The sequence below is a fragment of the Catenulispora acidiphila DSM 44928 genome (genome assembly GCF_000024025.1).
GTDB lineage: Bacteria > Actinomycetota > Actinomycetes > Streptomycetales > Catenulisporaceae > Catenulispora > Catenulispora acidiphila.
In genome coordinates, this window is the sequence record NC_013131.1 from 4235689 (window position 1) to 4262174 (window position 26486).

General features: G+C 70.9%; 23 protein-coding genes. 7 read left to right on the forward strand and 16 right to left on the reverse strand.

The genetic code is table 11. The features are described from left to right. Positions 1-14 precede the first annotated feature (14 nt). A complete protein-coding gene (locus CACI_RS18645; RefSeq protein WP_015792382.1) occupies positions 15-746 on the forward strand; it encodes a class I SAM-dependent methyltransferase in 732 nt (243 codons plus the stop codon). Between the two features lie 173 nt (positions 747-919). Here the strand turns inward: CACI_RS18645 and CACI_RS18650 are convergent, their stop codons facing one another. Further along, positions 920-3898, reverse strand: a complete 2979-nt coding sequence (locus CACI_RS18650; RefSeq protein ID WP_015792383.1) for an AfsR/SARP family transcriptional regulator — start codon at positions 3896-3898, stop codon at positions 920-922. Between the two features lie 123 nt (positions 3899-4021). Here CACI_RS18650 and CACI_RS18655 point away from each other — a divergent pair, with 123 nt between their 5' ends. From CACI_RS18655 to CACI_RS18675, 5 genes are all read left to right on the forward strand, one after another. Continuing rightward, complete coding sequence (locus CACI_RS18655) at positions 4022-4228, forward strand: hypothetical protein (RefSeq protein WP_015792384.1); 207 nt, start codon at positions 4022-4024, stop codon at positions 4226-4228. A gap of 70 nt (positions 4229-4298) precedes the next feature. Beyond that, entirely contained in the window at positions 4299-4832 is a 534-nt protein-coding gene (locus CACI_RS51240; protein WP_015792385.1) for a MauE/DoxX family redox-associated membrane protein, read from the forward strand. 48 nt (positions 4833-4880) lie between these two features. Next, positions 4881-5441, forward strand: a complete 561-nt coding sequence (locus tag CACI_RS18665; RefSeq protein WP_015792386.1) for a hypothetical protein — start codon at positions 4881-4883, stop codon at positions 5439-5441. Between the two features lie 38 nt (positions 5442-5479). Beyond that, positions 5480-7267 (forward strand): ABC transporter ATP-binding protein, encoded by a 1788-nt coding sequence (locus tag CACI_RS18670; protein ID WP_015792387.1) that lies wholly within the window; start codon positions 5480-5482, stop codon positions 7265-7267. Next, entirely contained in the window at positions 7264-7791 is a 528-nt protein-coding gene (locus CACI_RS18675) for a S26 family signal peptidase (protein ID WP_015792388.1), read from the forward strand. The genes CACI_RS18670 and CACI_RS18675 overlap by 4 nt, the downstream gene beginning before the upstream one ends. A 105-nt stretch (positions 7792-7896) precedes the next feature. Here CACI_RS18675 and CACI_RS18680 read toward each other — a convergent pair whose 3' ends face one another. The 11 genes from CACI_RS18680 to CACI_RS18725 form a co-directional block, all read right to left on the reverse strand. Further along, positions 7897-9153 carry an MFS transporter gene (locus tag CACI_RS18680; protein WP_015792389.1) on the reverse strand — a complete coding sequence of 419 codons (1257 nt, stop codon included), beginning with the start codon at positions 9151-9153 and terminating at the stop codon, positions 7897-7899. Continuing rightward, positions 9150-10427, reverse strand: a complete 1278-nt coding sequence (locus CACI_RS18685) for an ATP-grasp domain-containing protein (protein WP_015792390.1) — start codon at positions 10425-10427, stop codon at positions 9150-9152. Before CACI_RS18685 ends, CACI_RS18680 begins: the two co-directional genes overlap by 4 nt. Continuing rightward, entirely contained in the window at positions 10424-12412 is a 1989-nt protein-coding gene (locus CACI_RS18690; RefSeq protein ID WP_015792391.1) for an acetyl/propionyl/methylcrotonyl-CoA carboxylase subunit alpha, read from the reverse strand. The genes CACI_RS18685 and CACI_RS18690 overlap by 4 nt, the downstream gene beginning before the upstream one ends. Positions 12413-12426: 14 nt before the next feature. Beyond that, positions 12427-14034 carry a carboxyl transferase domain-containing protein gene (locus tag CACI_RS18695; RefSeq protein WP_015792392.1) on the reverse strand — a complete coding sequence of 536 codons (1608 nt, stop codon included), beginning with the start codon at positions 14032-14034 and terminating at the stop codon, positions 12427-12429. Beyond that, the gene (locus CACI_RS18700) at positions 14031-15305 is read right to left on the reverse strand and encodes an 8-amino-7-oxononanoate synthase family protein (protein WP_015792393.1); all 1275 of its coding nucleotides are present in this window, start codon (positions 15303-15305) and stop codon (positions 14031-14033) included. Before CACI_RS18700 ends, CACI_RS18695 begins: the two co-directional genes overlap by 4 nt. A 12-nt stretch (positions 15306-15317) precedes the next feature. Beyond that, entirely contained in the window at positions 15318-16175 is an 858-nt protein-coding gene (locus tag CACI_RS18705) for a 3-hydroxybutyryl-CoA dehydrogenase (RefSeq protein WP_015792394.1), read from the reverse strand. Then, complete coding sequence (locus CACI_RS18710) at positions 16172-17371, reverse strand: LLM class flavin-dependent oxidoreductase (RefSeq protein ID WP_015792395.1); 1200 nt, start codon at positions 17369-17371, stop codon at positions 16172-16174. Before CACI_RS18710 ends, CACI_RS18705 begins: the two co-directional genes overlap by 4 nt. 332 nt (positions 17372-17703) lie before the next feature. Further along, on the reverse strand, positions 17704-18717 hold the full coding sequence (locus CACI_RS18715; RefSeq protein WP_015792396.1) for a transporter substrate-binding domain-containing protein: 1014 nt from the start codon (positions 18715-18717) through the stop codon (positions 17704-17706). Between the two features lie 288 nt (positions 18718-19005). Continuing rightward, positions 19006-19167, reverse strand: coding sequence for a hypothetical protein (locus CACI_RS51245; protein ID WP_190276771.1), 162 nt, complete (start codon positions 19165-19167; stop codon positions 19006-19008). Between the two features lie 223 nt (positions 19168-19390). Further along, complete coding sequence (locus tag CACI_RS18720) at positions 19391-20185, reverse strand: amino acid ABC transporter ATP-binding protein (RefSeq protein WP_015792397.1); 795 nt, start codon at positions 20183-20185, stop codon at positions 19391-19393. Further along, positions 20182-21240 carry an amino acid ABC transporter permease gene (locus CACI_RS18725; protein ID WP_015792398.1) on the reverse strand — a complete coding sequence of 353 codons (1059 nt, stop codon included), beginning with the start codon at positions 21238-21240 and terminating at the stop codon, positions 20182-20184. The genes CACI_RS18720 and CACI_RS18725 overlap by 4 nt, the downstream gene beginning before the upstream one ends. 109 nt (positions 21241-21349) lie before the next feature. Here CACI_RS18725 and CACI_RS18730 point away from each other — a divergent pair, with 109 nt between their 5' ends. Beyond that, positions 21350-21805, forward strand: coding sequence for an RrF2 family transcriptional regulator (locus tag CACI_RS18730; RefSeq protein ID WP_015792399.1), 456 nt, complete (start codon positions 21350-21352; stop codon positions 21803-21805). Positions 21806-21816: 11 nt separating this feature from the next. Here CACI_RS18730 and CACI_RS18735 read toward each other — a convergent pair whose 3' ends face one another. The 4 genes from CACI_RS18735 to CACI_RS18745 form a co-directional block, all read right to left on the reverse strand. Further along, the gene (locus tag CACI_RS18735; protein WP_015792400.1) at positions 21817-22788 is read right to left on the reverse strand and encodes a transporter substrate-binding domain-containing protein; all 972 of its coding nucleotides are present in this window, start codon (positions 22786-22788) and stop codon (positions 21817-21819) included. 129 nt (positions 22789-22917) lie between these two features. After that, positions 22918-23016 (reverse strand): putative leader peptide, encoded by a 99-nt coding sequence (locus CACI_RS53870; RefSeq protein WP_015792401.1) that lies wholly within the window; start codon positions 23014-23016, stop codon positions 22918-22920. A 200-nt stretch (positions 23017-23216) separates the two neighbouring features. Then, positions 23217-25061, reverse strand: a complete 1845-nt coding sequence (gene glgB, locus CACI_RS18740; RefSeq protein ID WP_015792402.1) for a 1,4-alpha-glucan branching protein GlgB — start codon at positions 25059-25061, stop codon at positions 23217-23219. Next, complete coding sequence (locus CACI_RS18745; protein WP_015792403.1) at positions 25058-26374, reverse strand: glycosyltransferase family 4 protein; 1317 nt, start codon at positions 26372-26374, stop codon at positions 25058-25060. The genes glgB and CACI_RS18745 overlap by 4 nt, the downstream gene beginning before the upstream one ends. Positions 26375-26486 lie beyond the last annotated feature (112 nt).

Consider the following 26486-nt stretch of genomic DNA (forward strand, 5'->3'; position numbering starts at 1 on the left):
CGGAAGGACTGCTCATGGTCAAGAAGCCGAACGGATCACCTCTGCCGACCCTTCGAGGGCCGCGGTACGGCGTCGACGCGCCGGCGGTCCCAGCCGTCCTCGGCGCCGCCGGTGCAGCCTGCTACGTGGCTGCCCTTCAACGATGGCCGGGCAGCGTCGCGACGGCAGCCGTCGGGACGGTGCTGTTGGCCAACGCGGCCGTGTACCTGCACACCACCCTGCGCGGCAAGCTGCACATCTGGGAGCGGGAACTGGACCGCGCCGGCCTGCGAGGAGACGAGCATCTCCTGGACCTGGGCTGTGGACGAGGCGCGGTGCTGATCGCGGCGGCCAAGCGGCTGCCGACGGGACACGCCGTGGGCGCGGACCTGTGGACCAGGGACCAGAGCGGCAACAGCCCGGAAGTCACGCTTGCCAACGCCGCCGCGGCCGGCGTCGCCGACCGCGTGGAGGTCCACACAGCCGACATGACCGCGCTCCCGTTCCCCGACGCCTCTTTCGACGTCGTGACGAGCGCGCTGGCGATCCACAACATCCCCTCCTCCGAGGCACGCTACCGCGCGGTGGACGAGGCCATGCGAGTCCTGCGCCCCGGCGGGCAGCTCCTCGTCGCCGATCCCTGGCCCATGGCCAGGAAGTACGCCAGGCACCTCGGCCGCGGCACGCTGCGTCCGCTTGGCCCTGGGTACTGGTACGGCGGGCCGTGGCTCGGCATCACCCTGGTGCATGCGGTCAAGGACCGCTGAGGATTACAGGGTGTCTGTCCCGGCCGGTGTCCACCTTCGGCCGGGACGCGGCTCGCGATGGCTGCCGACAGGACAGCGGTAGCGTTCGACAGGACAGTGGTAGCGCTCGACAAGCGCGATCGCAGGATCACCGTGTCGCGATTTGGCCGACCATGTCTGCGTCTCCCGGATCCTCACCCTGATTCACTGGTGTGAATCTCTTCATGGGTATAGGCGCCCAACACCTCTCGAACAGCGCCTGCCTCCCGCGTGTCCGGCCGGAGCGCAGGCAGTGCCGCCCGCCATGCGCTCGTCGCGGCGGCCAGGTCGCCGAGGCGTTGGTGCGCGAAGCCGGAGTCCGCGAGGAACACCGCGACCGCATTGGGGTCGCCGAGGGCGCTGAAGAGGTCCATGGCCTCCTCGAAACTCTCCAGGGCTTCGAGCGCGCGGTCCGCTCTCAGGAGCGCACGACCCAGTTCGGCGAGAGCGAAGGCCTCGCCTTCGCGGAGTCCGTGTTCGCGCGTGAAGACCAGGCAGTCATACTGCGCAGATATGGCCGTTTCATGGTTGCCGAGTTCGGAGTGGCAAGCGGCCAGGTGGTGCCGGGCCATTGTCGCGTTCTCCGATTCGCCCAGTTCCTCACTGAGCGCCAGAGCCCGTTCGAGGTGAGCCAGAGCCCGTGCCGGTTCGCCGGACACGCGCAAGCACTTGCCGATGTTCACCAAGCTGGCGCATTCGCCCAGCCGGTTGCCGAGCCGCTTGAACAGGTCCGCCGCCGCCTCGTGGTCTGCCACGGCCTCGCGGTAGAAACCACGCTGGAAGTCCAGCAGGCCGCGCCGGTTCAGGACGCGGGCCTTTTCCAGGGAATCGTCGAGCCGCTCGGCGAGCCCGACGGCCGCCGACAGGTTCTCGTCGGATTCCTCGAATCTTCCGGTGAGCAGGGCCAGCAGGCCGCTGCTCTGGCGGCCGACGAGCTCGGCGGCCGTGTCGCCGGTGCGGACCGCGCCGTCGATCACCGCGGCCGCCGCGTCATGCCACAGCCGCCAGTGCCCCCGGGACCGCAGGTACCACTGGACGCGGTACAACATGTCCGCGGCGACGCCGACCGCGTCGGCCGGGCCGGAGCCGGCCTGGACGATCAGTCCGCCGACGGCGCGGAACTCCTGATCCAGCCAGTCCAACGCTTCGTGGGCGGTGCCGAACCGGAGCGCGGGCGGGGATTCGTCGAGGTAGCCCGGCCGGGCAGCGGCGGCGGCATGGGCCAGCAGCTCTGCGTACGCCGCCAGAGTCCGGCCCGCGGCGCCGGCCAACGCCTCAGCGGACTCGGTCACGGACGCCGCCTCGCGGGCGAACACGCGCGTCAGATCGTGGTAGCGATAGCGCTCGGCGCCGGCCGGCTCCAGCAGGAAGGCGTCCACCAGGCTCTCCAGAAGAGTCTCAGCTGTCCGTGCCGGCACATCGAGGTGCACCGCTGCGTGCCAGACGGACAGTGAGTCGACATCGGGGACGGCGAGCAGCCGGAAGGCTCGCGCCTGGTCGCCGGTCAGGTGCTGGTAGCTCATGTCGAGGGTCGCCCGCACTTGCAGGTCGTCCGTCCGGAGCTCGTCGAGGCGCCGTGCGGTGTCCCCCAGCCGGGCCGCCAGCGACTCCAGCCGCCAGGTCCGCCGCACCGCGAGTCGCGAGCCGGCGATGCGGATCGCCAGCGGCAGCCCGCCGCAGAGCTCGACGATGCGCGCCACCGCGGCCGGCTCGGACTGCGGCCGCTCGTCGCCCACGACTTTGCCGAACAGGCTGGCGCCGTCCTGTGGTGACAGCGAGCCGAGCTCCAGCCGCGCACAGTCCTCCAGGCCGGGCAGGCGGCTGCGGCTCGTGATGATGACGCAGCACCGGGGATCGGCCGGCAGCAGAGGCCGCACCTGTTGGACGTCACCGGCATCGTCCAGCAAAATCAGCACCCGCCGATCGGCCAGCATCGTGCGGAAGACCGCGGAGCGGTCCGCCACCCCCTCGGGCAGCGCGGAACCACCGTCTCCGAGGGCGCGGATGAACTCGGCGAGCGCGTGGCCGGGATCGACCGGGTGCCGGTCGGCGCCGCGCAGGTCGAGATAGAGCTGGCCGTCGGGGAACCGGTCCCGGACGGCGTGCGCGACCTGGACGGCGAGCGCCGATTTGCCGGTGCCCCCGGCTCCGGCGATGACGCAGACTCCCGGAGCCGGCACGCTGCCGGGCGGGTCGTGGGAAAGCAGCGTCTTGATGCGCTCCAGTTCGTGGTCGCGTCCGGTGAAGTCACGGATGCCGCGCGGCAACTGTGCGGGCGCGGCGGGATGAGGCGCGGGGGCGGCCGGTTCCGCATCCGACGTGGGATCCGGTGCCGGCTGCGACGGAAATCGCGGCTCCGGGGAGGAGCCAGCCGGGTCGTTCCACGCCGGATCGTTCAACGCCGGGTCGGCGTTGAGGATCCGGCCGTGCAGCCGCTGCAGGTCCCGGCCGGGCTCGATCCCCAGCTCCTCGGCGAGCACGCGCCGCGCCGACCGGAAGGCGGCCAGCGCGTCGGCGCGCCGGCTCGCGCGGTAGAGCGCGAGCATGAGGAAGGAGTGCGCGCGTTCCAGAAGAGGTTGCCGGACGACGAGGTCGCGCAGTTCCGGCACGAGCAGTTCGTGGCGGTCCAAATGCAGGTCCGCGTCGATCCGGGCCAACAGCGCGTCCAGCCGGAGTTCGGCGAGCCGGTCGACCTCGCCGCTCAGGGCGACGGACTGGACACCCTGCAACGGCTGCCCGCGCCAGACTCCCAGCGCGGTGTGTAAGAGGTCTGCGGCGCTTTCCCAAGCCTGCTCCGCGCTCCTGGCCTTGGCCGCTTCGACCAGAGCGGTGAAGCGGTGCAGATCCAGTTCCCCGTCCTGCACGACGAAGCGGTAGCCCCGGGCCTCGGTGCGCACCCGGTCGGCGGCGGTGCCGAGCGATCGTCGCAGCCTCATGACATAGGTGTGCAGCGTCTTGTGCGCACCGCCCGGTGCGGCGTCGGCCCACAGGTTCTCGGCGATGCGCTCGACCGAGACCACCCGGTTCGCGTTCAGGAGCATCGTGGCCAGGATGACTTGTTGCTTCGGCGCGACGATCCGTCTGTCGGCCGAGCCGTCGTGCGCCAGGAGCGGACCGAGGACCCCGAAACGCATGGACAAGTGCCGCTCCCTGGTGTGCCACCGAAACGTGACCAGAATGCCAGCCCCTTGAGTCAACATCCAAAAGCGGGCGATCGCCCGAGAATTTCACCGTTATTCGACAGTCTGGGGACCAGAATGAAGTCGATCATCAGCCGCCTGAGTGACAAGGCACTCTCCGCTCTGCTGCGTGAGGAGACGGCCGGCGCGTGCATCCCGGAGCAGGGCAAGCCCTGCACGAACAGCTACTGCTCCTCGAGCGGCGCCTGGTACACCTGCTCGAGCACCTACTCCTGCACCGGCGCCTGCTCCTGCACCCCGCACTACACCCAGAACCGCTGCTAATCGACGCCCGAACGGCGGCGGTGTCGCGACAGCGGCCCGCCGTCCCGACGCCCAAGGCGGTGCCGAGCTCATGACATTCCTGGCCATCTCCATGCGCACGCTGCTCGGGGTCGTCTTCGCCCTGGCCCTCGGCGGCAAGCTCCGGAGCCGCCGGTCCTTCGCCGACTTCGCGGCGTCCTTGCGCGAAATCCGCTGGCTGCCCGGCCCGGCACGCGCCGCGGCGCCGATCGGGGTCGTCGCCGTCGAGGCCGTGAGCATCGTGCTGCTGGCTGTTCCGGCGACCGTCCCGTTCGGTTTCGCTCTGACGCTCCTGACGCTGGCCGTGTTCACCGCCTCGGTCGGCTGGTCGCTGCGCCGGGGTGAGAGGGTGCGCTGTCAGTGCTTCGGCACGGACGGCGGTCCTATGGGCACCTGGGAGGTGGCCCGGAACTGCGTCCTGTCGGTCGCCGCCGCGGCCGGACTGCTCGCCTCGGCCGCCGGCCCGGCGGCGGCCGCTCCGGCCGGGTCCGCCGTGGCCGCGGCCGGCGGTGCCCTGGCCGCCGCCATGATCGTCCGTTGGGACGACCTGCGTTACGTGTTCTCTTCTCCGACGACCGGCCGTTGAGCCGAACTCCCGTCGGAAGCCTTCCGTCCGCGTCCTAAGGAAGACCCCATGCTCGGTACGCTCGCCGCGGTTGTCGCACTCCTCACCATCCTCACTTTGATCAACATCGTCTTGCTGTTCGCTGTCATCAGGAGGCTGCGAGGGGTGGAGCAGCAGCACGGCGCCGGATCCCTGGCGGATCAGCTGCCTGCCGTGGGACGGCGGGTCGGAGAGTTCGAGGCCACGGCGCTCGACGGCTCGGTGCTCACCTCGGCCGAGGTCGCCGGGACGACGGACGGCGCCGACCGGCTCGTCGCGTTCGTGATGACGGGCTGCGAGCCCTGCGGACAGTTCATCTCCACGCTGCAGGACGGGTCCCCGGCCGGCTACGACCGGACCTTCTTCTTCATCACCGGCGATCCCCGGACCGACGCCACGGCCGCGCTGGTCGCCGAGCTCAGCGACCTGGGCCGGGTCGCGATGCTGGCCGAGGAGGGTCCGGTCGGCCCGGCCGTCGGCGGCATCGGAAGCTACCCGACGGTGCTGCGGATCAGCGACGGCGAGGTCGCGGCAGCCGGCCGCAAGCTGGACGAGGTGTTCCCCGGCGTACCCGTCCGGGCGGCCCGGTGACCGACGAAGCGCGCCGCGCGCCGGCCCGGCGGCCGGCCATGACCGCCCTCGGCTTGGGCTGGCGCGCGGCTCCGTTCGGCACCGCCATGCTGCTCGGGGTGACTGTCGTCCTCGGGCTGCTGCCGGGTGTGGCCGCCTGGACCGGGAAGCTGTTGGTGGACGAGCTCGCGCTCGGCCGGCACGCTGACGCCGGCCGGGCGACCGTGCTGGCCGTGGCATCGGCTCTGGCCGCGTTCGGGCTGATCGCCCTGGAGCTGATGTCCGGCCTGATCGTGCGGTATGTCCAGCGCAAGGTATCCCTGCGGGTGCAGGACGTGCTGTACCGGCATGTCAACGGCTTTCCCGGGCTGCGCTACTTCGAAGATCCCGTCTTCCAGGATCGGTTGCGGCTCGCCGAGCAAGGCGCGCAGTCCGCACCGCAGGGGATGACGGACCTGCTGACCGGGAGCGTGCGCAGCGGCGTCGCCATCGCCGGTTTCCTCGGGGTGGTTCTGGTCGTCTGGCCTCCGATGGTCCCGCTGCTCGGCCTCGCGGCAGTGCCGGCCTACCTCGGGCAGCGGTCGATGGGTCGGCGGCATGTGCTCGTCACAGAGCAGAACATGGAGACCTTGCGGAAACGGTACTTCTACCAGCAACTTCTGACCGACCCCGCAACGGCCAAGGAGGTCCGGCTCTTCGGTCTGGGCCCGCTGTTCCACGGCCGGATGCTCAACGCCCTCGAGAGCACGTCCGGGGCTGATCTCGCGGTCGAGCGGCGCGGCGCGGCGGTCCAGGGCTGGCTCGCGCTGCTCACGGCCGGCGTCGCCGTCATCGGCGCGGTGGTGGTGGTGCGCGGTGTCGCGGGCGGTCGGCTGAGCGTGGGCGACGCCGCACTGTTCACCGCGGCGGTGGCCGGCGTCCAGACCGCGGTGGCCGGCACGGTGGCCCAGTTCGCCCGCTCCGGGCAGAACCTGCGGCTGTTCCGGCACTACCTGGACATCATCGAAGCCCCCGCCGACGTCGCCGGCGGCCGTACGCCGGCCAGTCCGCTGCGGACCGGTATCGAGCTGCGCGACATCTGGTTCCGGTACGACCCCGGCGGCCCTTGGATCCTGCGCGGGGTCGATCTCGTGATCCCCCGCGGCTCGGCGGTCGGACTGGTCGGGCTCAACGGCGCGGGGAAGAGCACGCTGGTCAAGCTGCTGTGCCGCTTCTACGAACCCGAACGAGGACAGATCCTCTGGGACGGCGTCGATGTCCGGGACCTGGAGATCGACGACCTGCGCCGGCGGATCGGCGCGACGTTCCAGGACTACAGCCGCTACGACGTCACCGCCGCCGAGAACGTCGGCATCGGCGACGTCGGCCGTCTGGACGACCTCCCGGCCGTCCGCCGCGCCGCGAGCGCCGCCGGCATCGACCAGACCCTGTCCGGTCTGCGCCAGGGGTACCAGACCCTGCTGAGCCGGATCTTCCTCGACGCGGATCGCCAGCGCGGCCTGGCCCTGTCCGGCGGCCAGTGGCAGCGCGTGGCCCTGGCCCGTTCGCTGATGCGGGAGCACGCCGACCTGCTCATCCTCGACGAGCCCAGCTCAGGTCTGGACGCGGCGGCGGAGCACGAGATCCACCGGGCACTGGCGCGACGGCGGGCCCAGCGCACGAGTCTGCTCATCTCGCACCGCCTCAATACCCTGCGCGACGCCGACGTCCTCGTGGTCCTCGCCGACGGCGAGATCACCGAACGCGGCACCCATGAAGAGCTGATGGCGGCGGACGGGCGATACGCGCGCCTCTTCCGGCTTCAGGCCGAGGGATATCAAGACTCGCACGTAGGAGCCGAGGCATGAAGCCGGCTATGGGGCTCCTCGAGAGCAGATCGGTGTTCCTGACGGCGGCGGCGGCGGTCTCGGCGATCGGCGTGGCCGGTGCGGTCGCGGCGCTCGGGGCACGTCGCGCGCTGGTGCTGATCACGGTGGCCGGCGGCAGCATGAGCCCGACCTACGCCGACGGCGAGAAGCTGCTGGTACGGCGTGGCCGCCCGCGCGTCGGCGACGTGGTCGTCTTCCGCCATCCGTGGCTCGAACGGACGAGGCAAAGAGCCACGACGATGACGGAAACCGCAGCCGCGAACGCGACACCGCGACCGGACGTCGACTGGATGGTCAAGCGAGTAGTCGCCACCGCCGGAAACCGGGTTCCCGAGGACTTTCGTCACGCCGTCGCAGCGCTCGACCCCGACACGATGGTCCCGTCCGGCTGCCTGCTGGTGCGCGGGGACAATCCGAGGAGTCTGGATTCGCGGCACTTCGGCTACGTTTCCACTGCCGATGTGCTGGGTGTTGCACTACGGCGACGACCGCACGCTCCATGACAACGATCTGTGTCTCACGCACCGACGTCCAGGCAACAGATACACCCGAACCCCGCAGCGCCACTACACCGTCCAACTGTGGCCGTCGAGGGACACGTCGGTCGCTTACGGCACCGGCCCGGAGCTGGTGGAGCTCTGCGCACCCGCGTATCGCCCCGGCTGCCGGACCGGTGCGGACAGCCGCCGCTCGGACCACCTCACGACCGGCGGCACCGCCAGGCCGGTGACGGCGAACATCGCGCCGACGATCCACCAGCCGGGTGTGCCCCAGTCGATGCACAGGGCGATCAGCAGGCCTGGGCCGATGGTCACGCCGAGGCCCATGCCCATGCCGAACAGGCCTTGGTACTGGCCTACGGCGTGGCTTGGCGCGAGGGCGAAGGAGAGCTCGAAGCCGCCGGCGGATTGCCAGATCTCGCCGATGGTGTGGACGACGACGCCGGCCAGGACGAGCGTGACCGTCAGCCAGGCCGGCAGGCCTGACAGGGTCGAGAAGATGGCGCAGGAGGCCAGGAAGGCGAATCCGGAGCGCCGGAAGGCCAGGCCGCCGGCCTTCGGGGTGTCGATGCTCCTGCTGGCCCGGACTTGGAACACGACCACGATGGCGGTGTTCACCAGCATCACCGCCGAGACCGACCAGCGCGGGGCGTGGGTGCGGCTGAGCAGCCACAGCGGGATGGCGGCGGTCAGCACCCGGAACTGGATCGCCATCACGCCGTCCAGGAGCGTCAGGGCCAGGTACGGCCGGTCGCGCAGCGCGATCCACGTGCGGCCGCGGCCGGCCGGCTCCGGCGGCAGGGGCGGGAGCAGCAACACGACACCCGCCGCGACCGCGCTGCACGCCGCGCTCACCGCGAGCAGCAGCAGATACGCGCGACGGGTGCCGATCTGGATGCCGAAGCCGGCCAGGACCGCGCCCAGGGCGATGCCGATGTTCGTCACCGCGCGCAGATACGCGCGGTACTCGGCCGGGCGGTCGCCGCCGTAGTGCTTCACCAACGGGCCGCGGGCGGCCGGTCCCGTGCTCTGGGCGACGGCCGCGACCGAGGCGAAGACCAGGAACGGCCAGAAGCCGCGGGTCAGGCACAGCCCTGCCATCGCCAGCGCCGCGGCCGTCAGGGTGAGCGCGTAGGATCCGCGCGCGCCGCGCCGGTCGGCGAGGTGCCCCACCGGGACCCCGGCGGCCAGCGCCACGGCGCCGGCCACCGTCAGCCCGATGCCGACCCGGGAGGCGGCCAGGCCCATGGCGCGGGTGAAATACAGCACGCTCGCGGTCAGGTAGACGCCGTAGCCGGTCATGTTCACCGCGGTCGCGATCGCGAGCACCCGCCGAGGCCCGGACTCCGGGACGGGGAGTCTCATGTGAGCGACCACAGCCCCGGCAGACGGTCGGCCGGCGCGTCCTGGACCGTGAAGCGCACCGAGTCCACGAGTTCGGTCGCCAGTTTGCGCGCCAGTGCGGGGTCATCCGCGCCGACGACCACGAAGCCGGCCCGGTCGGAGGACTGTCGCAGGGGTTTGATGATGTCGCCGGGGGCGACCAGTAGTTGCGCGTGCAGGACCGCGGGATGCGCCAGCACCTCCTCCCACCCCTCGATCGCGGTCACCTGGCCCGGCGGCGGAACCAGGTAGCGGACGGCGGCGCCGCGCGTCGGCTCCAGGGAAGTGTGCGTGCCGGGCAGGCCCAGCATGTCCTCGAAGACGAGCCCGAAGACCTCCAGGTCCGGGATCGCGTGCTGCAGCATGGTGTGGATCCAGTCGCCGCCGAAGCGGCCGTGCACCTCGCCGAGCACCGGGCCGTCGGCGGTGAGCCACAGCTCGACGTGGAAGGCGCCGGTGCGCAGGCCCAGCGTGGACAGGGCCGCGGCCACCCGGTCCCGGATCCGGTCGTGCTCGGTCTCGGAGATCTCGGCCGGCAGCACGTGGCCGACCTCGACGAAGAACGGCGGCGGCGCCTTCTCCTTCGCGGTGACGGCCAGGATCCGCGGCTCGCCGCCGAGGAAGACCCCTTCGACGCTGAACTCGGGACCCTCGACGAACTCCTCGATCAGGAAAGGGCTTTCGTCCGGCAGCGCCGCGACCGCGCCGGGCAGGTCGGCGATCCCGCGCACGAGGCTGACCCCGATGCTTCCCATCGCGTCGCGGGGTTTGACGACCCACGGCCCCGGCTTCGAGGACTTCGAAAGCTCCTCCAGGAAATCGGCTGCCGCCCGGACATCAGCACACAGCCGCACCGCCGGCTGCGCGAAGCCCGCCTCGGCCAGCGCCGCACGGCACAGGTCCTTGGTACGGATCCGGCGCACGGCCTCGGGCTCGTTGCCCGGCGCCCCCAGCGCCCGGGCCACCTCGGCGACGGCGACCTGCGCCATCTCCTGCAGCGCGAACACCGCGTCGAACCGTTCGCCGTCGCGAGCCCGGGACCGCGCCCAGGCCACGGTCTGCTCCGAGGGCACGAAGTCGACGGCCGAGACCGCGTCCGCGGCGGCGCTGACGGTCGGGGTCCCGGCCAGGGCGTCGGGCCGGTTCACGACGTGCGTGCGGATCCCCCTGGACCGTGCCTGGGCCAGGGCCTGCTCGGCCATGACCGTGCTGATCGGCACCGGACGCGCACCGCCGACGAATAACAGGTTCTTCACTTCGCACCTTCCGCAGGAGGGGTTTTCATGATCGCCAGGATCTGGCCGGCCGCCACCACGTCGCCGACGGCGCACCGGATGTCCGGCACGCCGGCGAACGGGGCCAGGACGCGGTTCTCCAACTTCATCGACTCCACGACCACCAGGACGTCCCCGGCGTGGACCGGATCGCCGGCCGCGCGGGCGACGGCGACGACCGTGCCGGGCATGTCGATGCGCACGGCGCCGTCGGAACCGCGTGCACCGCCCTCGGCGAAGGACGGGACGGTCAGGGTTTTGCGATAGCCGCCGACGGTGATGTCGTAGCCGTCGGCGGTCCGTAGCCCGGTCCAGGGGATGTCGTCCACGGTGCCGTGGAACAGGTGTCCGCGCGCGCGGGTCCGGACCCGCAACGTCTGGCCGTCCACGGTCACCCGTGCCACGTCAGCGGACGCGCCGGTCAACCGCGCGTGCCATTCGCGATCGTCGCTGTGCACGACGATCCGGCCCAGCGGCGCGTCCGGATCCAGATCCGCGCGGCCGAAGGCGCCGATCGAGCCGGTCCACGGCGAGTCGGGCACCGGGACGTCCATCGCGGCCGCGCACGCCACCGCCAGCCGGGTGCAGCCGCGGTGCGCGGATCCGGCCACGAGGTCGTCCACCAGGTGGGTGTCGAGCCGGCCGGCGAGGACTTCGGGCTCGGCCAGCAGCCCGGCCAAAAAGCCCAGGTTGGTCGTCAGCCCGGCCACTGTGGTCTGCGCGATCGCGCCGGTGAGCTGCCGCAGTGCTGCGGCGCGGGTGGTCCCGTGGGCGACCAGCTTGGCGATCAGGGGGTCGTAGAAGGCCGGGACGGCGGCGGCCCCGCGCGCTCCGCTTAACCCGCCGGCCGGGGTGTCGTCGAAGGCTGCTTCCACCCGCACGCCGCCGGGCCACCGGACGGCGGCGGCCGATCCCGGCGCGGGCCGGAACCCGGCCTCGGGGTCCTCGGCGTACACGCGGCACTCGATGGCGTGCCCGGTGACCGTGATCTGCTCCTGGTCCACCGGCAGCGGCTCGCCGCCGGCGACCCGCAGCTGCCACTCCACGAGATCGACGCCGGTGACCTCCTCGGTCACCGGATGCTCGACCTGCAAGCGGGTGTTGACCTCCAGGAAGAAGAAGTCCTCGCCGTCGAGGATGAACTCGAACGTCCCGGCGTTGACGTAGCCGATCGCCTCGGCGCCGCGGACCGCGGCCGCCAGAAGCGCCTCGCGCACCCCGGCGGCGAGCCCGACGGCGGGCGCCTCCTCGATGATCTTCTGATGGCGCCGCTGCAGCGAGCACTCGCGCTCGTGCAGGTGGACGACCTTCCCGTGGCCGTCGCCGAACACCTGTACCTCGATGTGCCGCGGCCGGGCCACATAGCGCTCGACGAGCAGCCGTCCGTCGCCGAAAGCGCTGCGGCCGATCCGCACCGCCTGCTCGACCGCGCCCGGCAGGGCGTCGGCGGCAGCGACGACCGCCATCCCCTTGCCTCCGCCGCCGGCGACGGGCTTGAGGATGACCGGGTAGCCGATGCGCTCGGCGTCCTGAGCGAGCACTGCCAGGGAATCAGTGGCCTGAGAGGAGCCCGGGAGCACCGGGACGCCGGCCTGCGCCATCAGTGTTCTGGCACGCGCCTTGTCTCCCATCGCGGCGATGGTCTCGGCGCCGGGACCGACGAAGACCAGGCCGGCTTGGGCGACGGCCGCCGCCAGGCGCGGGTTCTCCGACAGGAAGCCGTAGCCGGGGTGGACGGCGTCGCAGTCGGTACGCAGCGCGGCCTCGACGACCGCCTCGATGTTCAGATAGCTGTCCGCCGCGGCGGCTCCGCCGATCTCCACGTGCTCGACCGCGCCGTCCAGATGCGCGGCGAAGCGGTCCGCCTCGGAGTACACGGCCACGTACTCGATGCCCAGCCGGCGGCAGGTCCGGGCGATCCGCCGGGCGATCTCGCCGCGGTTGGCTATCAGGACTCGTTTCAACATCCCCGTCTCCCTCGTCACATCCGGAAAACGCCGAAGCTGGTCTGCCGCCGCGGCGCGCCGGCCGCGGTGGCCAGGCACAGCGTCAGCCACTCCCGGGTCTGCCCGGGGTCGATGATGGCGTCGACCCACAGCCGGGCCGCGTAGTACAGCGGCTGCGCCTGCTCCTCGTAGGCGTCGATGATGGGCTTGCGGATCGCCTCCTCTTCCTCCGGACTCAGGGTCCTGCCTTCCTTGGCCAGCTGGTCCGAGCGGATCAGGGCCATGACTGTGGCGGTCTGCTCGGCGCCGACCACGGTGGACTTCGCGCTCGGCCACATCGCCATCTGCCACGGGCCCATCGAGCGCCCGCACATCGCGAAGTTCCCGGCGCCGTAGCTGGCGCCGACCACGACGCTGAACTTCGGCACGGCGGCGCAGGACACGGCGTTGACCAGCTTGGCGCCGTGTTTGGTGATGCCGCCGGCCTCGTACTCGGCACCGACCATGAAGCCGTTGATGTTGTGCAGGAACACCAGCGGGATGTCGCGCTGGGCGCACAGTTCGATGAAGTTGGTGGCCTTCTGCGCGCTCTCGGAGAACAACACCCCGTCGTTGATCAGGACGCCGACCGGGTAGCCGCCGATGTGGCCGGTCCCGCACACCATCGTCGGACCGAACCGGGACCGGTACTCGGTGAACTCGCTGCCGTCGAGCAGCCGGGCCAGGATCTCCCGGGCCGGGATGTGCTCGCGCAGTCCGGCGCTGACCACGCCGGCCAACTCGGCCGGGTCGTGCAGCGGCGGGCGGGGCACGGCCGGCGGGGCGGGCACCGGCGCGCCGGCGGTCCGGGCGGCGATGTCGCGCACGAGCGCCAGGGCGTGCTCGTCGTTCTCGGCGATGTGGTCGGCCACGCCGGTGACGCGGCTGTGCAGGTCCGCGCCGCCCAGGGTCTCGGCGTCGACGACCTCGCCGGTGGCGGCGCGCACCAGCTGCGGGCCGCCCAGGAACACCGTCCCGGTGCCGCGCACGATGACCGTCTCGTCGCACATGGCCGGGATGTAGGCGCCGCCGGCTGTGCAGGACCCCATCACCGCGGCGATCTGCGGCAGGCCGAGCGCCGACATCTCGGCGATGTTGCGGAAGATCCGCCCGAGGTGGTGCTCGTCGGGGAACAGGTCCTGCTGCATCGGCAGGAACACCCCGCCGGAGTCGACCAGGTAGATCGAGGGCAGGCCGTTCTCCCGCGCGATGTCCTGGGCCCGCAGGTGCTTGCGGACGGTGAGCGGGAAGTAGGTGCCGCCCTTGACCGTGGCGTCGTTGGCCACGATCATCGCCGGCCGGCCCGCGACCACGCCGATGCCGGCCACCAGGGCGGCGGAGGGCACCGGCTGCTCGTAGACGCTGTGTCCGGCCAGTTGCCCGATCTCCTGGAAGGGCGTGCCGGGGTCCAGCAGGCCGGCCACCCGCTGGCGGGCGGTGAGTTTGCCGCGCTCGGCGTGCCGCTGCCGGGACCGGGCGTCGCCCCCGGCGATGGCGGAGGCCCGGGCCTCGGCCACCACGCGGCGCTTGGCGTCGAAGTCCCGGACGTTGCGCGCGTAGTCCTCGGAGCGCGGGTCGAGGCGGGAGCGCAGGATGGTGCTCACCGGCGCTCGGCTCCGGCCCCGACCGCGTTCCCGGCCTGAGCCCACGCACCGGTCCCGGCCGAGCCGAGCTCGTCGCGCAGTTCCTTCAGCAGCCCGGCGAAGGTCTCGATCTCGGTGCGGGTCATGTTCGCGCGCAGCATGAGGCGCAGACCGGCCCGGCCGCGGCCGATGATCGGGAAGAAGATGGGGGAGGCGTAGAAGCCCCGCTCGAGCAGCCGCTGCGCGAGCTGCACCGTCGCGTCCTCCTTGCCGATCTCGACGAAGCGGATCGGCAGCCCGTCGCGGCTCTGCTCGGTCTGGACCAGGCCGTCGAACAGGTCGATGTTGTCCTGCAGCCGCTTTTGCAGCCCGGCGAACTCCTCGGTCGCGTGCAGCGCCACCGAGGCTTTGATCGCTCCGAGCCCGGCGGTGTTGACCCGCTGGGACCACATGAGCGGGCCGTTGCGCAGCGCCAGGTTCTTGCGTTCGTCCGAGCCCTGCGGGCCCAGGAATATCGCACCGCCGGAGGCGCCGAAGCCCTTGTTGAGCGAGGCGATGATGATGGTGCGGTCGGTGATCCGGCCGCCGAGCTCCTCCAGGACCAGCCCCCGGCCCTGCCGTCCGAGCGTGGAGATGCCGTGCGCCTCGTCGAAGTACAGGAACAGGCCGTACTTCTCCTGGAGGCGCAGCAGTTCCTTGACCGGCGCCTGGCCGCCGGTGCTGTAGACCCCGTCTGCGACGTAGGCGACCTTGGGATGCTCCTTGCACAGCTGCTCGAGCGCCTCCACGTCGTTGTGCGCGATGGTGACGATCTGCGCTTCGTCCGCGGCGGCGGCCTTCAACGCGTTGAGGCAGAAGTGCGCGTTCTTGTCGAACACCATCACCGGCGCGACGTCCTCGGTGAACAGGCCGGAGGCCAGCAGCGGCAGGGTGGCCCAGGCCGCGACGGCGCACGAGGCGGTGGTCAGCGCCTCCACGTCGAAGTGCTCTGACAGCGCCCGCTCGGCGTCGTCCAAGGCGGCGAAGCGGATCCGCATCCGGGAGGTGGAGGTGTTCAGCGACCCCTCGGACAGCACCTCGTCGGCGGCGGCCCGGACCAGCCGGAGATCGGTGTCCAGGCCGAGGTAGGAGTAGGAGGACATGTTCACGAACTCGTGGCCGTCGTCGGCGCGGCGGTGCCAGCCCTCGCCCAGGCCCGCGACGACGAGCCCGAACAGCCCGGCCCGATCGGTGACGTCCCAGAAGTCCCCGCTGATGCTCGCGAGTTTCTTGATGTTCATATACGTGTGCATGGGAAGCAGTCCTCAGAGGTAGGAGTGGAAGCCGCGCCCGGATTTGCGGCCGAGGATGCCCGACTCGACCATCCGGGACAGCAGCGGCGGCGGGGCGTGCAGCGGCTGGCGGGACTCCGCGTGCAGGGCCTCGGCGATCGCGGCGACCACGTCCAGGCCGATGAAGTCGGCGAGCTTGAGCGGACCCATGGGGTGCGCGCAGCCCGATTCCATGGCCTGGTCGACGGCCTCGGCCGAGGAGTACCCGGACTCGACCATCCGGATCGCGGCCAGCAGAAAGGGGATCAGCAGGGCGTTGACGACGAACCCGCTGCGGTCGGCGACGGTCACCGGCTTCTTGCCCAGCCCGGTCACGAAGGCCTCGGCGCGCTCGCGCACGCGGTCGGCGGTCAGCAGGGTCGGGACCAGCTCGACCAGCTCCATCACCGCCACCGGGTTGAAGAAGTGCACGCCCAGCACCCGCTCGGGATGCTCCACGACCCCGGCCAGCCGGGTGATGGACAGCGCCGAGGTGGTCGAGGCCAGGATCGCGTCGGGGTCGGCCACCTTGTCCAGGGTGGAGAAGACGTTCTGCTTGAGGCCCTCGTCCTCGGCGACCGCCTCCACCACCAACTGGCGGTCGGCCAGATCGCCGAGGTCCGCGGTGACGGCGATGGCGGCCAGCGCCGCGTCACGCTCGTGCGGGGCGAGTCTGCCCTTGGCCACGCGGCGGTCCAGGGAGGCGGCGATGCGCGCCGGCGCCGCGGTCAGCGAGGACGGCCGGGAGACCGCCAGCCGGACGTCCAGACCGTGCAGGGCGAACAACTCGGCGATACCCGCGCCCATGGTGCCGGATCCGACGACACCGACCCGGGTGATCCCCGCGCTCACCGGGCCACCTCGAGCTGGCGCGCCGTCGTGCCCTGATCCTCGCGCGCGTTCGCAGCCCTGCGTTCGGCCTCTTGCTTGGCCTGGTGCTCTGCCGCGCGCTCGGCGTCGCGCTTGGCGACCTCCTCGCGCACGATCGGGATGACGTACCGCCCGACGTCGATCGCGTCGCCGAGCAGGTCGTAGCCGCGGGCCGAGAGGATCTCGACGCCGAGGTCGTAGTAGTCCAGCAGCGCCTGGGCGACCGTCTCGGGGGTGCCGACCAGCGCGTTGGAGTTGCCCGCTCCTCCGGTGGCGGCGGCGGTGCGGGTCCACAGCGCGCGGTCGAAGCGCTCGCCGCGCTCGGCGATCTCGATCAGCCGCTGCGACCCGGTGTTCTGCGGCGCCTGGCCGCGCAGCCGGCGGCGCTTGAGCTGGTCCGGCCCGCCGGCGGCTTTGCGCTGCTCGATGCGCTCGACGACACGGTGTGCCTTCTCCCAGGCCAGTTCCTCGGTCGGTGCGATGATCGGCCGGAAGGCGACCTGGATCCGGGGTACGTCGGTCCGTCCGGCCGCGGCTGCCGCAGCCTTCACCGCCGCGATCTGCTCGGCGGTCTGCTCCAGCGGCTCGCCCCACAGGCAGTAGATGTCCGCTTCGGCTCCGCCGGCGGCGTAGGCGGCCGGCGAGGAGCCGCCGAACGACACGGCCGGCCGCGGCTGCTGGGCCGGGAACACGTCGCTGAGGAAATCGGCGAAATCGTAGTGCGCGCCCTGGTGGCTGAACGGCTCGCGCGAGGTCCAGGCCTGCTTCACGATGCCGATGTACTCCCGGGTGCGGGCGTAGCGCTCGTCCTTGGTCAGGAAGTCGCCCTCGCGGCCCTGCTCGGCGTCGTTGCCGCCGGTGATGAAGTGCACCGCGACGCGGCCGCCGCTGATCTGGTCGATGGTGGCGAAGACCTTGGCCGCGTAGGTCGGGTACGACAGGTTCGGACGGTGCGCCAGCAGCAGCTGCAGGGTGTCGGTGTGGGCGGCTATGTAGGCGGCGCCGGCGGCCGGGTCGGGACTGCCGGAGTGGTAGGCGAACAGAACCCGATCCCAGCCCCACTCCTCGTGGGCGCGCGCCAGGCGCAGGGTGAAGTCCTTGTCGAAACTCGGGCCGGACCGCGAACGGGTCTCGGAGGAATCGCTGGTCGCGGCGATCCCGAGGAATTCCACGGGCATGACGGAAGCCCTTTCCAAAGATATGGCGGTGTGCGCCGCGCACGGAAAGTTCACGCGATGCGGTCGGGGCGAGGATCCAGGGGCGTCAACGGCAACAAGAGGCGGACCACACACGACCGAAGTCGATGTGGGCGCGGGTGACGAGCCGGGCGCTGTGCACCCCTCTTGAGTATCAGGATTCTTAGTAGTGGGTCAATAGAAGTCCACGGGAAATCGCCATCTATGGCGACATGAACGACCCGGAGAAGTCCTTGAAAAATGGCAGGCGTAATTCTTCGGCGACCCGGTGTCCTGGTCGCCGAAGAATTGCGGCCGCGCCGCTGGAACAGGCTTTAGGAATTGGTGATCGGCAGGCCGGGCGGGTTCACCTGCGAGGTCTGCACCGCCTCGTCGCCGAGGTTCCACGCGGCCAGCCACTTGGCGTAGTCGCCGTTCTGGATCAGATAGTTGATGGCATCGGCGATCGGCTTGGCCAGGCCGCTGTCCTTCTTCGTGGTGGCGGCGATCAGACCCTGCAGCGAGCCGCCGGCGCCGGAGTACTCGCCGGCGATGCGCGTGGGCGTGGGCGACTTCGCGGTCTGGGTCACCTGGTAGGCCACACCGGGGTTGGCGCCGAGGAAGATGTCGATCTTCCCCGAGGTCAGCGCGAGAAGCGTGGAGTTGGCGTCCGGGTAGTACTTGACGGAGAAGTCCTTGCCCTCGGCGCGCAACTTGGTCTGCCACTCCAGCAGGATCTTCTCCTGGTTGGTCCCCGAGCCCACCGCGATCGTCTTGCCCGCCAGGGCGCGGTAGTCGCCGCCGAAGGTCCAGGGGTTGCTCTTGAGAACCTCGAAGCCGAGGTTGTCCTCGCGGTAGCTGGCGAAGTCGTACTTCTCCTTGCGCTTCTCGGTGTCGGTGATGTTGGCGAACCCGACGGCGTCCTTGCCGCTGTCGATGGCCACGAACATGTTGTCCCAGTTCGCGTTGTCGAAGGCGGGCTTGAGTCCCAGCACCCCGGCGACCAGCCGGGCCAGGTCCGGCTCGGAGCCGGTCAGGGTCTTCTGGTCGCTTCCGACGAAGAACAGCGGCGGCGTCCCGGCGGGCAGATCGCCGATGGCGACCCGCAGCTGGCCGCCGTCACGGATCGATGCCGGAAGCTCGGCGCGGATCTGGTCCTGCTGCGCGACGCTCAGCTCGACCGGGGTCGCGGCGCCGTTGGACAGCGACCCGACATGGACCACGCCGGAACCGGCGGCGGCCGGTGCGGTGGCGGGATGGTTCGAGGCGCTGCTGGCGCAGGCCGACAACGCCAGCCCGAGGGCGGCCGCGAGCGCGGGCGCGAGCAGGCGAAGCGGTTTCACGGACACGGTGCTCTCCTTGAGGAAGTCGCGAGGACGGCCGTGATGCTCACATCATGCCAATCCCCATGGGGTTGATCAGGTTTAGGGCTGTGACGATCCAGGCGTGCACATCTGGGCCACAGCGGACTACGCGCTGCGCGTCATGCTGGAGATCGCATCAGGACCTGCCTCGCACGAGTGCGAGGACACCGACGCCGCTGAAAACCTGGCAGAGGTCTGGGTCGCCGCCGCGCTGAGCCGTACACGCCGCGCGGTCCGGCCGCCGGGACTCGACCGACGGGCACCCGACAGTCCTCACAGGGATTCCTTTCGGAGTCGGCGGCGCAGCACGGACAGCCCCGAGCGCAGCCGGCCGGGACGGCGCGTGGACCCGCGAGGTCCGGCCGCATCGTGCTCGCCGGCAGGTGCGGGGGAGGGCAGGGCCAGCGGCGCCGGCACTTCGGGGACCTCAGTCATGGCGATGAGCTTTCGGTCGGGTCGGGGGCACGCGGTGACCCGCGCCGCCCGTCGGGGAGCATCGCGGATGGTGCTGGTCGGCTGACCGGTGCCTCTCGCTGTGAAAACAATCTCTATGGGCAAAGGGGGTTTTCGGCCCGAGGTTCAGCATGGCTTATAAGACCCCTGATCCGACATCCCTGTCTCACGCCTTGGGCGGCATGGCAGGGGAGCGCCGTGGATGTCACAGGACCTTGCTGAGGAATTCGCGGGTCCGCCGGTAGCGGGGGTTGTCGAGCACCTCCTGCGGCGATCCCTGCTCGAGGACCTTTCCGCCGTCGAGGAAGACGACCAAGTCTGCGATCTCGCGGGCGAACCCCACCTCGTGTGTCACGACGATCAGGGTGGTCCCGCTGTCGGCGAGGTCCTTGATCGCGCCGAGGACCTCGCCGACCAGCTCCGGGTCCAGTGCCGAGGTCGGTTCGTCGAACAGGATCAGCCCGGGGCTCTGGGCCAGGGCCCGGGCGATCGCCACCCGCTGCTGCTGCCCGCCGGACAGCTGGCGCGGATAGACGTCGGCCTTGTCCGCGAGCCCGACGCGCGTCAGCAGCTCGACCGCGTGCTCACGGGCTTCGGCCTTGGTCGCCCGACCGGTCGCGACCGGCGCCGCGGCGACGTTCTCCAGCGCCGTCAGATGCGGGAACAGGTTGAAGGACTGGAAGACGAACCCGATCTCGGCGCGCTGTGCCAGGATCGCACGCTCGCTCAGTTCCTTGAGACGCGAGCCGTGCTGTCGCACGCCGATCAGCCGCCCGTTGACGCTGACGTGCCCGGCGTCCGGCTTCTCCAGGTGGTTGACGGTCCGCAGCAGCGTCGACTTCCCGCCGCCGGACGGGCCGAGGAGCACTGCCACCTGGCCGGGCTGGATCGTCAGGTCGACACCGTCCAGGACCTTGAGCGCGCCGTAGGACTTGGTGACGCCCCGGATCTCCACGGCGGCCGCGCGGGTCTGTGTCTGCGTCTGCACCGCGGCGCTCATGCCTTCACCGGACCGAGTTCGGGACGGTCCCGCAGCTGCCGCACAGCGTTCCGCGCTCCGGCCCGCAAGCGCTGGATCGGCGTGGGTGGCAGCGTGCGCAGCGCGCCTCGTGAGTACCGGCGCTCGACGTAGAACTGGACGGCCGACACGACGCTGGTCAGGATGACGTACCAGGCCGTCGCCACGAGCAGCAGCGGGACGATGTCGGCGGGATAGGTGCTGCCCATCGTCTGCACCTGCCCGAACAGGTCCAGGAGCGAGACATAGAAGACCAGCGACGTGCCCTTGATCAGCCCGATCAGCTGGTTGACATAGGCGGGGACGATGGCGCGCAGCGCCTGCGGCAGCACGATCCGCCGGAACTGGTAGCCGCGCGGCAGTCCCAGTGAGGCCGCGGCCTCGTGCTGGCCCTGGTCCACAGACAGCAGGCCCGCGCGGACGACCTCGGCGGCGTAGGCGGCCTCGTTGAGGCTCAGGCCCACCGTCGCCACGACGAGCTCGGTGGCGAGCCTGTTCTCGTCGAAGTGGAAGAAGCCCGGACCGAACGGCACGCCGAGGCTGAGCGTCTTGTACAGCGCGCTGAAGTTGAACAGGATCAGCAGCACGACGATCAGCGGCACCGACCGGAACACCCAGATATAGAGCCAGCTGACCAGGTTCAGCACCGGGTTCCGCGACTGCCGCGCCAACGCCAGCAGCACACCGCCGGCCAGGCCCAGGACCGCGCTGAGCGCGGTCACCCGCAACGTGACGACCAGACCGCGCATGATGACCGGCCTGGCGAACCAGTACTCGAAGCGGTCCCATTGGTAGAAGGGGTTGGTGATCAGGCCGTGCGCGAACTGGGCGGCCAGCACCAGCACCGCGACCGTGGCGATCCAGCGGCCCGGATGGCGCAACGGGATGACACGCTGCGCGGTGAACGCCGACGTGGGCGCGCTTTCCTCGGCCGATCGGGCGTGCCCGACAGGGTCGGGCGGCTGCCGCGGCTGTGGCGGCGGAGCCCCGGAGCCCTCGCCGACGGGCACGGCGTCGGGGGCGTTGACGCTGGTCATCGTGGTTCCTCTCAGGCGGTGAAGTCGGAGTGGGTCCGAGCCGAGCACTCCTATGGGCAAAATCAGGTATCAACGCGAGTAGCAGCGGTAGCAGCGGTACCATCCAGGAGTGCACATCTCAGCCAAAGCGGACTACGCGGTGCGGGTCATGCTCGAACTCGCCGCCCACGGGCCGGGGGTGGTGAAGGCCTCGGTGGTGATCGACCACCAGGACCTTCCCCGCAAGTTCATCGAGGCGATCCTCGTCGAGCTCCGGCGGGCCGATCTGGTGCGCAGCCACCGCGGCGCGGACGGCGGCTACACGCTGGCCCGGCCGGCCGCCGCGATCTCGATCGGTTCGGTCGTCCGAGCCGTCGACGGACCGCTGGCCGAGGTTCGGGGTCTGCGTCCGCACGAGACCGAGTACGCCGGGGCCGCCGAGCACTTGGCCGACTGCTGGGTCGCCGCCCGCGCCGCGCTGCGCAAGGTTTTGGACGAGACCAGCCTCGCGCAGGTGCTCGACGGCAGGCTTCCGGCCCACGTGCGGCGGTTGGCCGAGTCGCCGGAGGCGTGGCTTCCGCGATAGGCCGCCGTGGCTCACAGCTTCGGCTTCGGATTCACCTCCGAGGCCTTCACCGCCGTGTCCGCGACACCCCACTTGGTGAAGATCTTCGCGTAGTCCCCGCTGGCTATCAGGGCATTGATCGCGTCGCTGATCGCCTTACCGGTGGGGGCGCCCTTGGCCGTGACGAAGCCGACCGGGGTCGAGCTGTACTGGCCGAGGAACTTGGTTCCGGCGATGTGCTGTGCGTCGTACTTCAGGCTCAGGGTCGGACCGAAGTAGATGTCCACTTTGCCGTTGGCGAGCCCCAGGAAGATCGGGGCGGTGTCGGCGAAATACTGGACCTGGTAGGGCTTCTTCCCGGCTGCCGCGCACTTGCCGGCGCCGTCGGTGAGGATCTGCTGGAAGGTGGTGCCGGGGCTGGTCGCGACGCTGAGGCCGCACAGGTCCGTCAAGGTGCTGATGGATGTCGCCGAGACGTCCTTGGAGCCGAGGAACGCCTGTCCGTCGTCGAGGTAGGTGGCGAAGTCCACGACCTGCTCGCGGGCCGTCGTGACGCCGAAGTTGTCCTGGCCGACGTCGTACTTGCCGTTCTGGACACCCGGGATGACGGTCTGGAACGTGCCGTACTGCACGTCCCAGGTCACGCCGAGCTTGCGGGCGACTGCTTCGCGCAGGTCGATGTCCAGCCCGACGGTCTTGCCCGTCGGGTCGACGCCGTCGTGCGGCAGACCGGAGTTGCCGGTGGTCTTCGTCGTGCCGAGGATCAGAGTTCCGCGGCTCTGGACCGCTGCCGGGAGTTCTGCTTTGAGCGCCGGGTCGGCCTGGATCGCCGAGAGCACGTCCTGGCCGGGAAGCGCGGTCGACGGCACGGCGGCGGCGACCGGGGTTTGCGCTCCCGGCGATCCGCCGGCCGGCTTGCTGCTGGAGCTGCATGCTGTGACCAGCGCCAGCACTGCCGCGGCAAGGGCGATCACGATCCGTACGGATGCTCTGACGTGCGTCACGGTGGTTCCTTCCAAGGTGGTCAAGGGGGGCGACTCACAGGACGTGGTGAGGAACAGTGCCGCGTCGCGCGGGAGGCGCCGTCGCAGAAGGCGGGAGAAGGAGGGCTGTGCGAGTGCTTGCGGGCAGTCTCAGACGGCCTGGAACGCGCCCGGACACAGCGCGCTGCTCACTCGGAGCAGGTCGACGTGGCGCCGCAGGACCCGCAGCTGGGAGTACGTTGCCTGCATGCGGATCACCTCGCTGTCGCCGTCACGGTAGCCGTTCTCCCCAGCCAGACAATGTCTATGCGGATACTGGGGATTGTGTACCGTGCCATCATGCCGACGCAAGCCCCTGATGCGTCAGATCCGTCTCACGTCCTGGACGATCCGGCCCGCCACGGGAGGGCCCGACGGAGGCTCATCGGGTGCGGGTATGCCGCCGAGGGCTACCTGGTCTGGTGCGCGCGATGCCGCCCTGCCAGCCACACCACGGCGCCGGCGCCGATCGTCACCCGGGCTGAGGCCGGCTCTCCCGACCATGGCTCGCCGGTCGCGGTCACCGTGCCGAGGTTGCCCACGTCCGAGCCGCCGTAGACGGCCGCGTCGGTGTTGAGGATCTCGCGCCAGGTTCCGGGCCACGGCATGCCGATCTGGTGGTTCCGGACGTGCACTCCGGAGAAGTTGGCGACGCATATGAGCGCTGTGCCGTCGTCGTACTCTGCGAACCTGGCGAAGGCCAGGAGGTTCGCATCGGTGTCAGAGCCCAGCCAGCGGGTTCCGTGCGGGTCGGCGTCGCGGATCCACAGTGCCGGGTGTTCGCGGTACCGGGCGTTCGCGTCGGCCATGAGGCGGGCCAGGCCGCGGCGCTCGGGCTCGTCGGCGTCGGGCCAGTCCAGTCCGCGTTCCTCGCTCCACTCGGCCTGCTGCGCGAACTCCCCGCCCATGAACAGCAGCTTCTTGCCGGGGAAGGCCCACTGGTAGGCCAGCAGTCCGCGCAGTCCGCCCACCTGCTCGCGGCGGCCTCCGGGCTGTTTGCCGGCCAGGGAGCCCTTGCCATGCACGACTTCGTCATGGGACAGCGGTAGGAGGTAGTTCTCGCTGAAGGCATAGGAGGCGGGCTGTGTCAGGTCATGGTGATGGTGGCTGCGGTGAACGGGATCGCGCGCCACGTAGCGCAGTGTGTCGTTCATCCAGCCCATGTTCCATTTCAGGTCGAACCCGAGGCCGCCGCCGGCGGTCGGCCGGGTGACCCCCGGCCACGCCGCCGACTCCTCGGCGATCGTCACCACGCCGGGGTGCCGGGTGTGGACCTCGTCATTGAGGCTTCTCAGAAGCGAGGTCGCCTCCAGATTCTCCGTGCCGCCGTACATGTTCGGCTCCCACTGGCCGGGACCTCGCGAGTAGTCCAGATGCAGCATCGAGGAAACCGCGTCCACGCGGAGCCCGTCGGCGTGGAACTCCTCGATCCAGAACAGCGCCGAGCCGATGAGGAAATCGCGCACCTCCCAGCGTCCGAAGTCGAAGATCAGGCTTCCCCAATCGGGATGCTCGCCGCGCCGGGAGTCAGGGTGCTCATACAGCGCGGTGCCGTCGAAGCGCGCCAGCGCCCACGCGTCGCGGGGGAAATGCGCCGGGACCCAGTCGAACAGCACCCCGATCCCCGCCTGGTGCAGCCGGTCCACCAGGTGCCGCAGGTCGTCGGGATGCCCCAACCGCGACGTCGGGGCGAAGAACCCGGTCGTCTGGTATCCCCAGGACCCGCCGTAGGGATGTTCCATCACCGGCAGGAACTCCACGTGCGTGAAACCGTGTCCGCGCACGTGGTCCACCAGTTCCGAGGCCAGATCCCCGTAGGTGCGCCCGCGTCGCCAGGACGGCAGGTGTACCTCGTAGACCGACATCGGCAGCGCCGCGTGCGCGCCGGCCGCCTCTCGGCGCGCCTTGAGCCAGTCCCCGTCCTGCCATCGATGCGACGAGGCGAAGACGCGCGAAGCGTCCGCCGGCGGCGTCTCGGTGTGGAACGCGACCGGATCGGCCTTCAGCCGCCACGTCCCGTCGGCGCACAACACCCGGTATTTGTACCGGTCCCACTGCCCGGCGCCCTCGGCGAAGCCGTGCCAGCAGCCGGTTCCGTCATCGCCGCTCAGCTCCGTGGCGCGGTGCGGGTCCCAGCCGTCGAAGTCGCCGGTCACCTGCACGCGCAGCGCGTTCGGCGCCCACACCGCGAAGCGCGTGCCACCCGGCTCGGGGTGGGCGCCGAACACATCCCAGTAGCGCGGGCCGCCGCTCAAGCCGCCAGTCCCGCCGACGCGAGCAGGTTGCCCTCCGGGATGGTGATCGGATGCTGCCGGGACCGCCATAGTTCCTCGGGCCCGGCGGGCACAGCCGGCGCGTCGTTGACGGCCGCCGCGTAGGCGGCCGCGGTCTGTTCGCCCACGGTGGGCCAGCCGTAGCGGCTGCGGACCATCGCCTTGGCGGTGACCACCATCCGGCGTGCGGACGGCCGGTCCGCCAGCAGCGCGGACACCGACCGCGCCAGCGCGCCCTCGTCGCGCGCCGGGAACGTCATGCCGGTGACGCCGGGCTCGACGATCTCGGCCAGGCCGCCGGTCGCCGAGACGGCCAGCGGGGCGCCGGCCGCGGCGGCTTCCAGGGCCACCATGCCGAAGGGCTCGTACAGGCTCGGCACGACCATCGCGTCGGTGGCGGCCATCGTGGCCGACAGCCGGGAGCCCAGGAATCCGCCGAAGCTGACCGCGTGCTCCAGCCCCAGGCGCCGGGTGAGTTGCTCCAGCTCGCCGCGGTTCGGACCGTCGCCGCAGATGACCGCCCGCAGTCCCGGGTGGGTGCGGCGCAGCTCGGGCAGCGCGTGCAGCAGGTGCTGCACTCCCTTCTCGTGGACCAGGCGCCCGGCGAAGCCCACCAGCGGGCCGCTGTCGGCATACTTCGCGCGCGCCAGCCCCACCTGCTTCGGCTCGGCCCGCCAGCGCGGCATGTCCACTCCGTTGGGGATGGCGTCGATCTTCGACGCCGGCACACCGAGCAGTACCGAGACCTCCCGGCGCATGTACTGCGAGCAGACCAGCACGCGTTCGGACTCCTGGGCCAGCCAGCACTCGATGGAGTGGATGCCGCGGTTCAGGTCGCCGGGCAGCCAGCCCTGGTGCCGGCCGGCCTCGGTGGCGTGGATGGTGGCCACCAGCGGGATGCCCAAATGGTCCTTGACGGTGACGGCGGCGTGGGCGACCAGCCAGTCGTGGGCGTGGACGAGTTCGAAGTCCTGCCCGCGGGCGGCGTGCAGGGCGGTGCGGGTCAAGGTGTGGTTGAACGCGACGGCCCAGGCCAGCAGATGCTCGGTGTCCAGCGGGATGACCGGCGGGTCCTGCGGGGCGCGCACCACGCGCACTCCGTCGACGACCTCCTCCAGCGGCGCGCCCGGGGCGTGGCGGGTCGCGACGGTCACGTCGTGCCCCGCCCGGGCCAGGGTGGTGGCCAGCGCGTGGACGTGCCGGCCGAGCCCGCCGACCAAGACCGGCGGGTACTCCCAGGAGAGCATGAGGAGCTTCCTTGCGCGGAACGCTGTCGGCCCGGTCGTCGCAGTCATCGGTTCGCCTCCTCGTCAGGGATCACGGATGCCGTGCGCGCAAAGCGTGTTTCGGCGGTGCGACCAGCATCTTCGACCGAGATTGCACGCACGTTGCGGGTATGAGGCCATC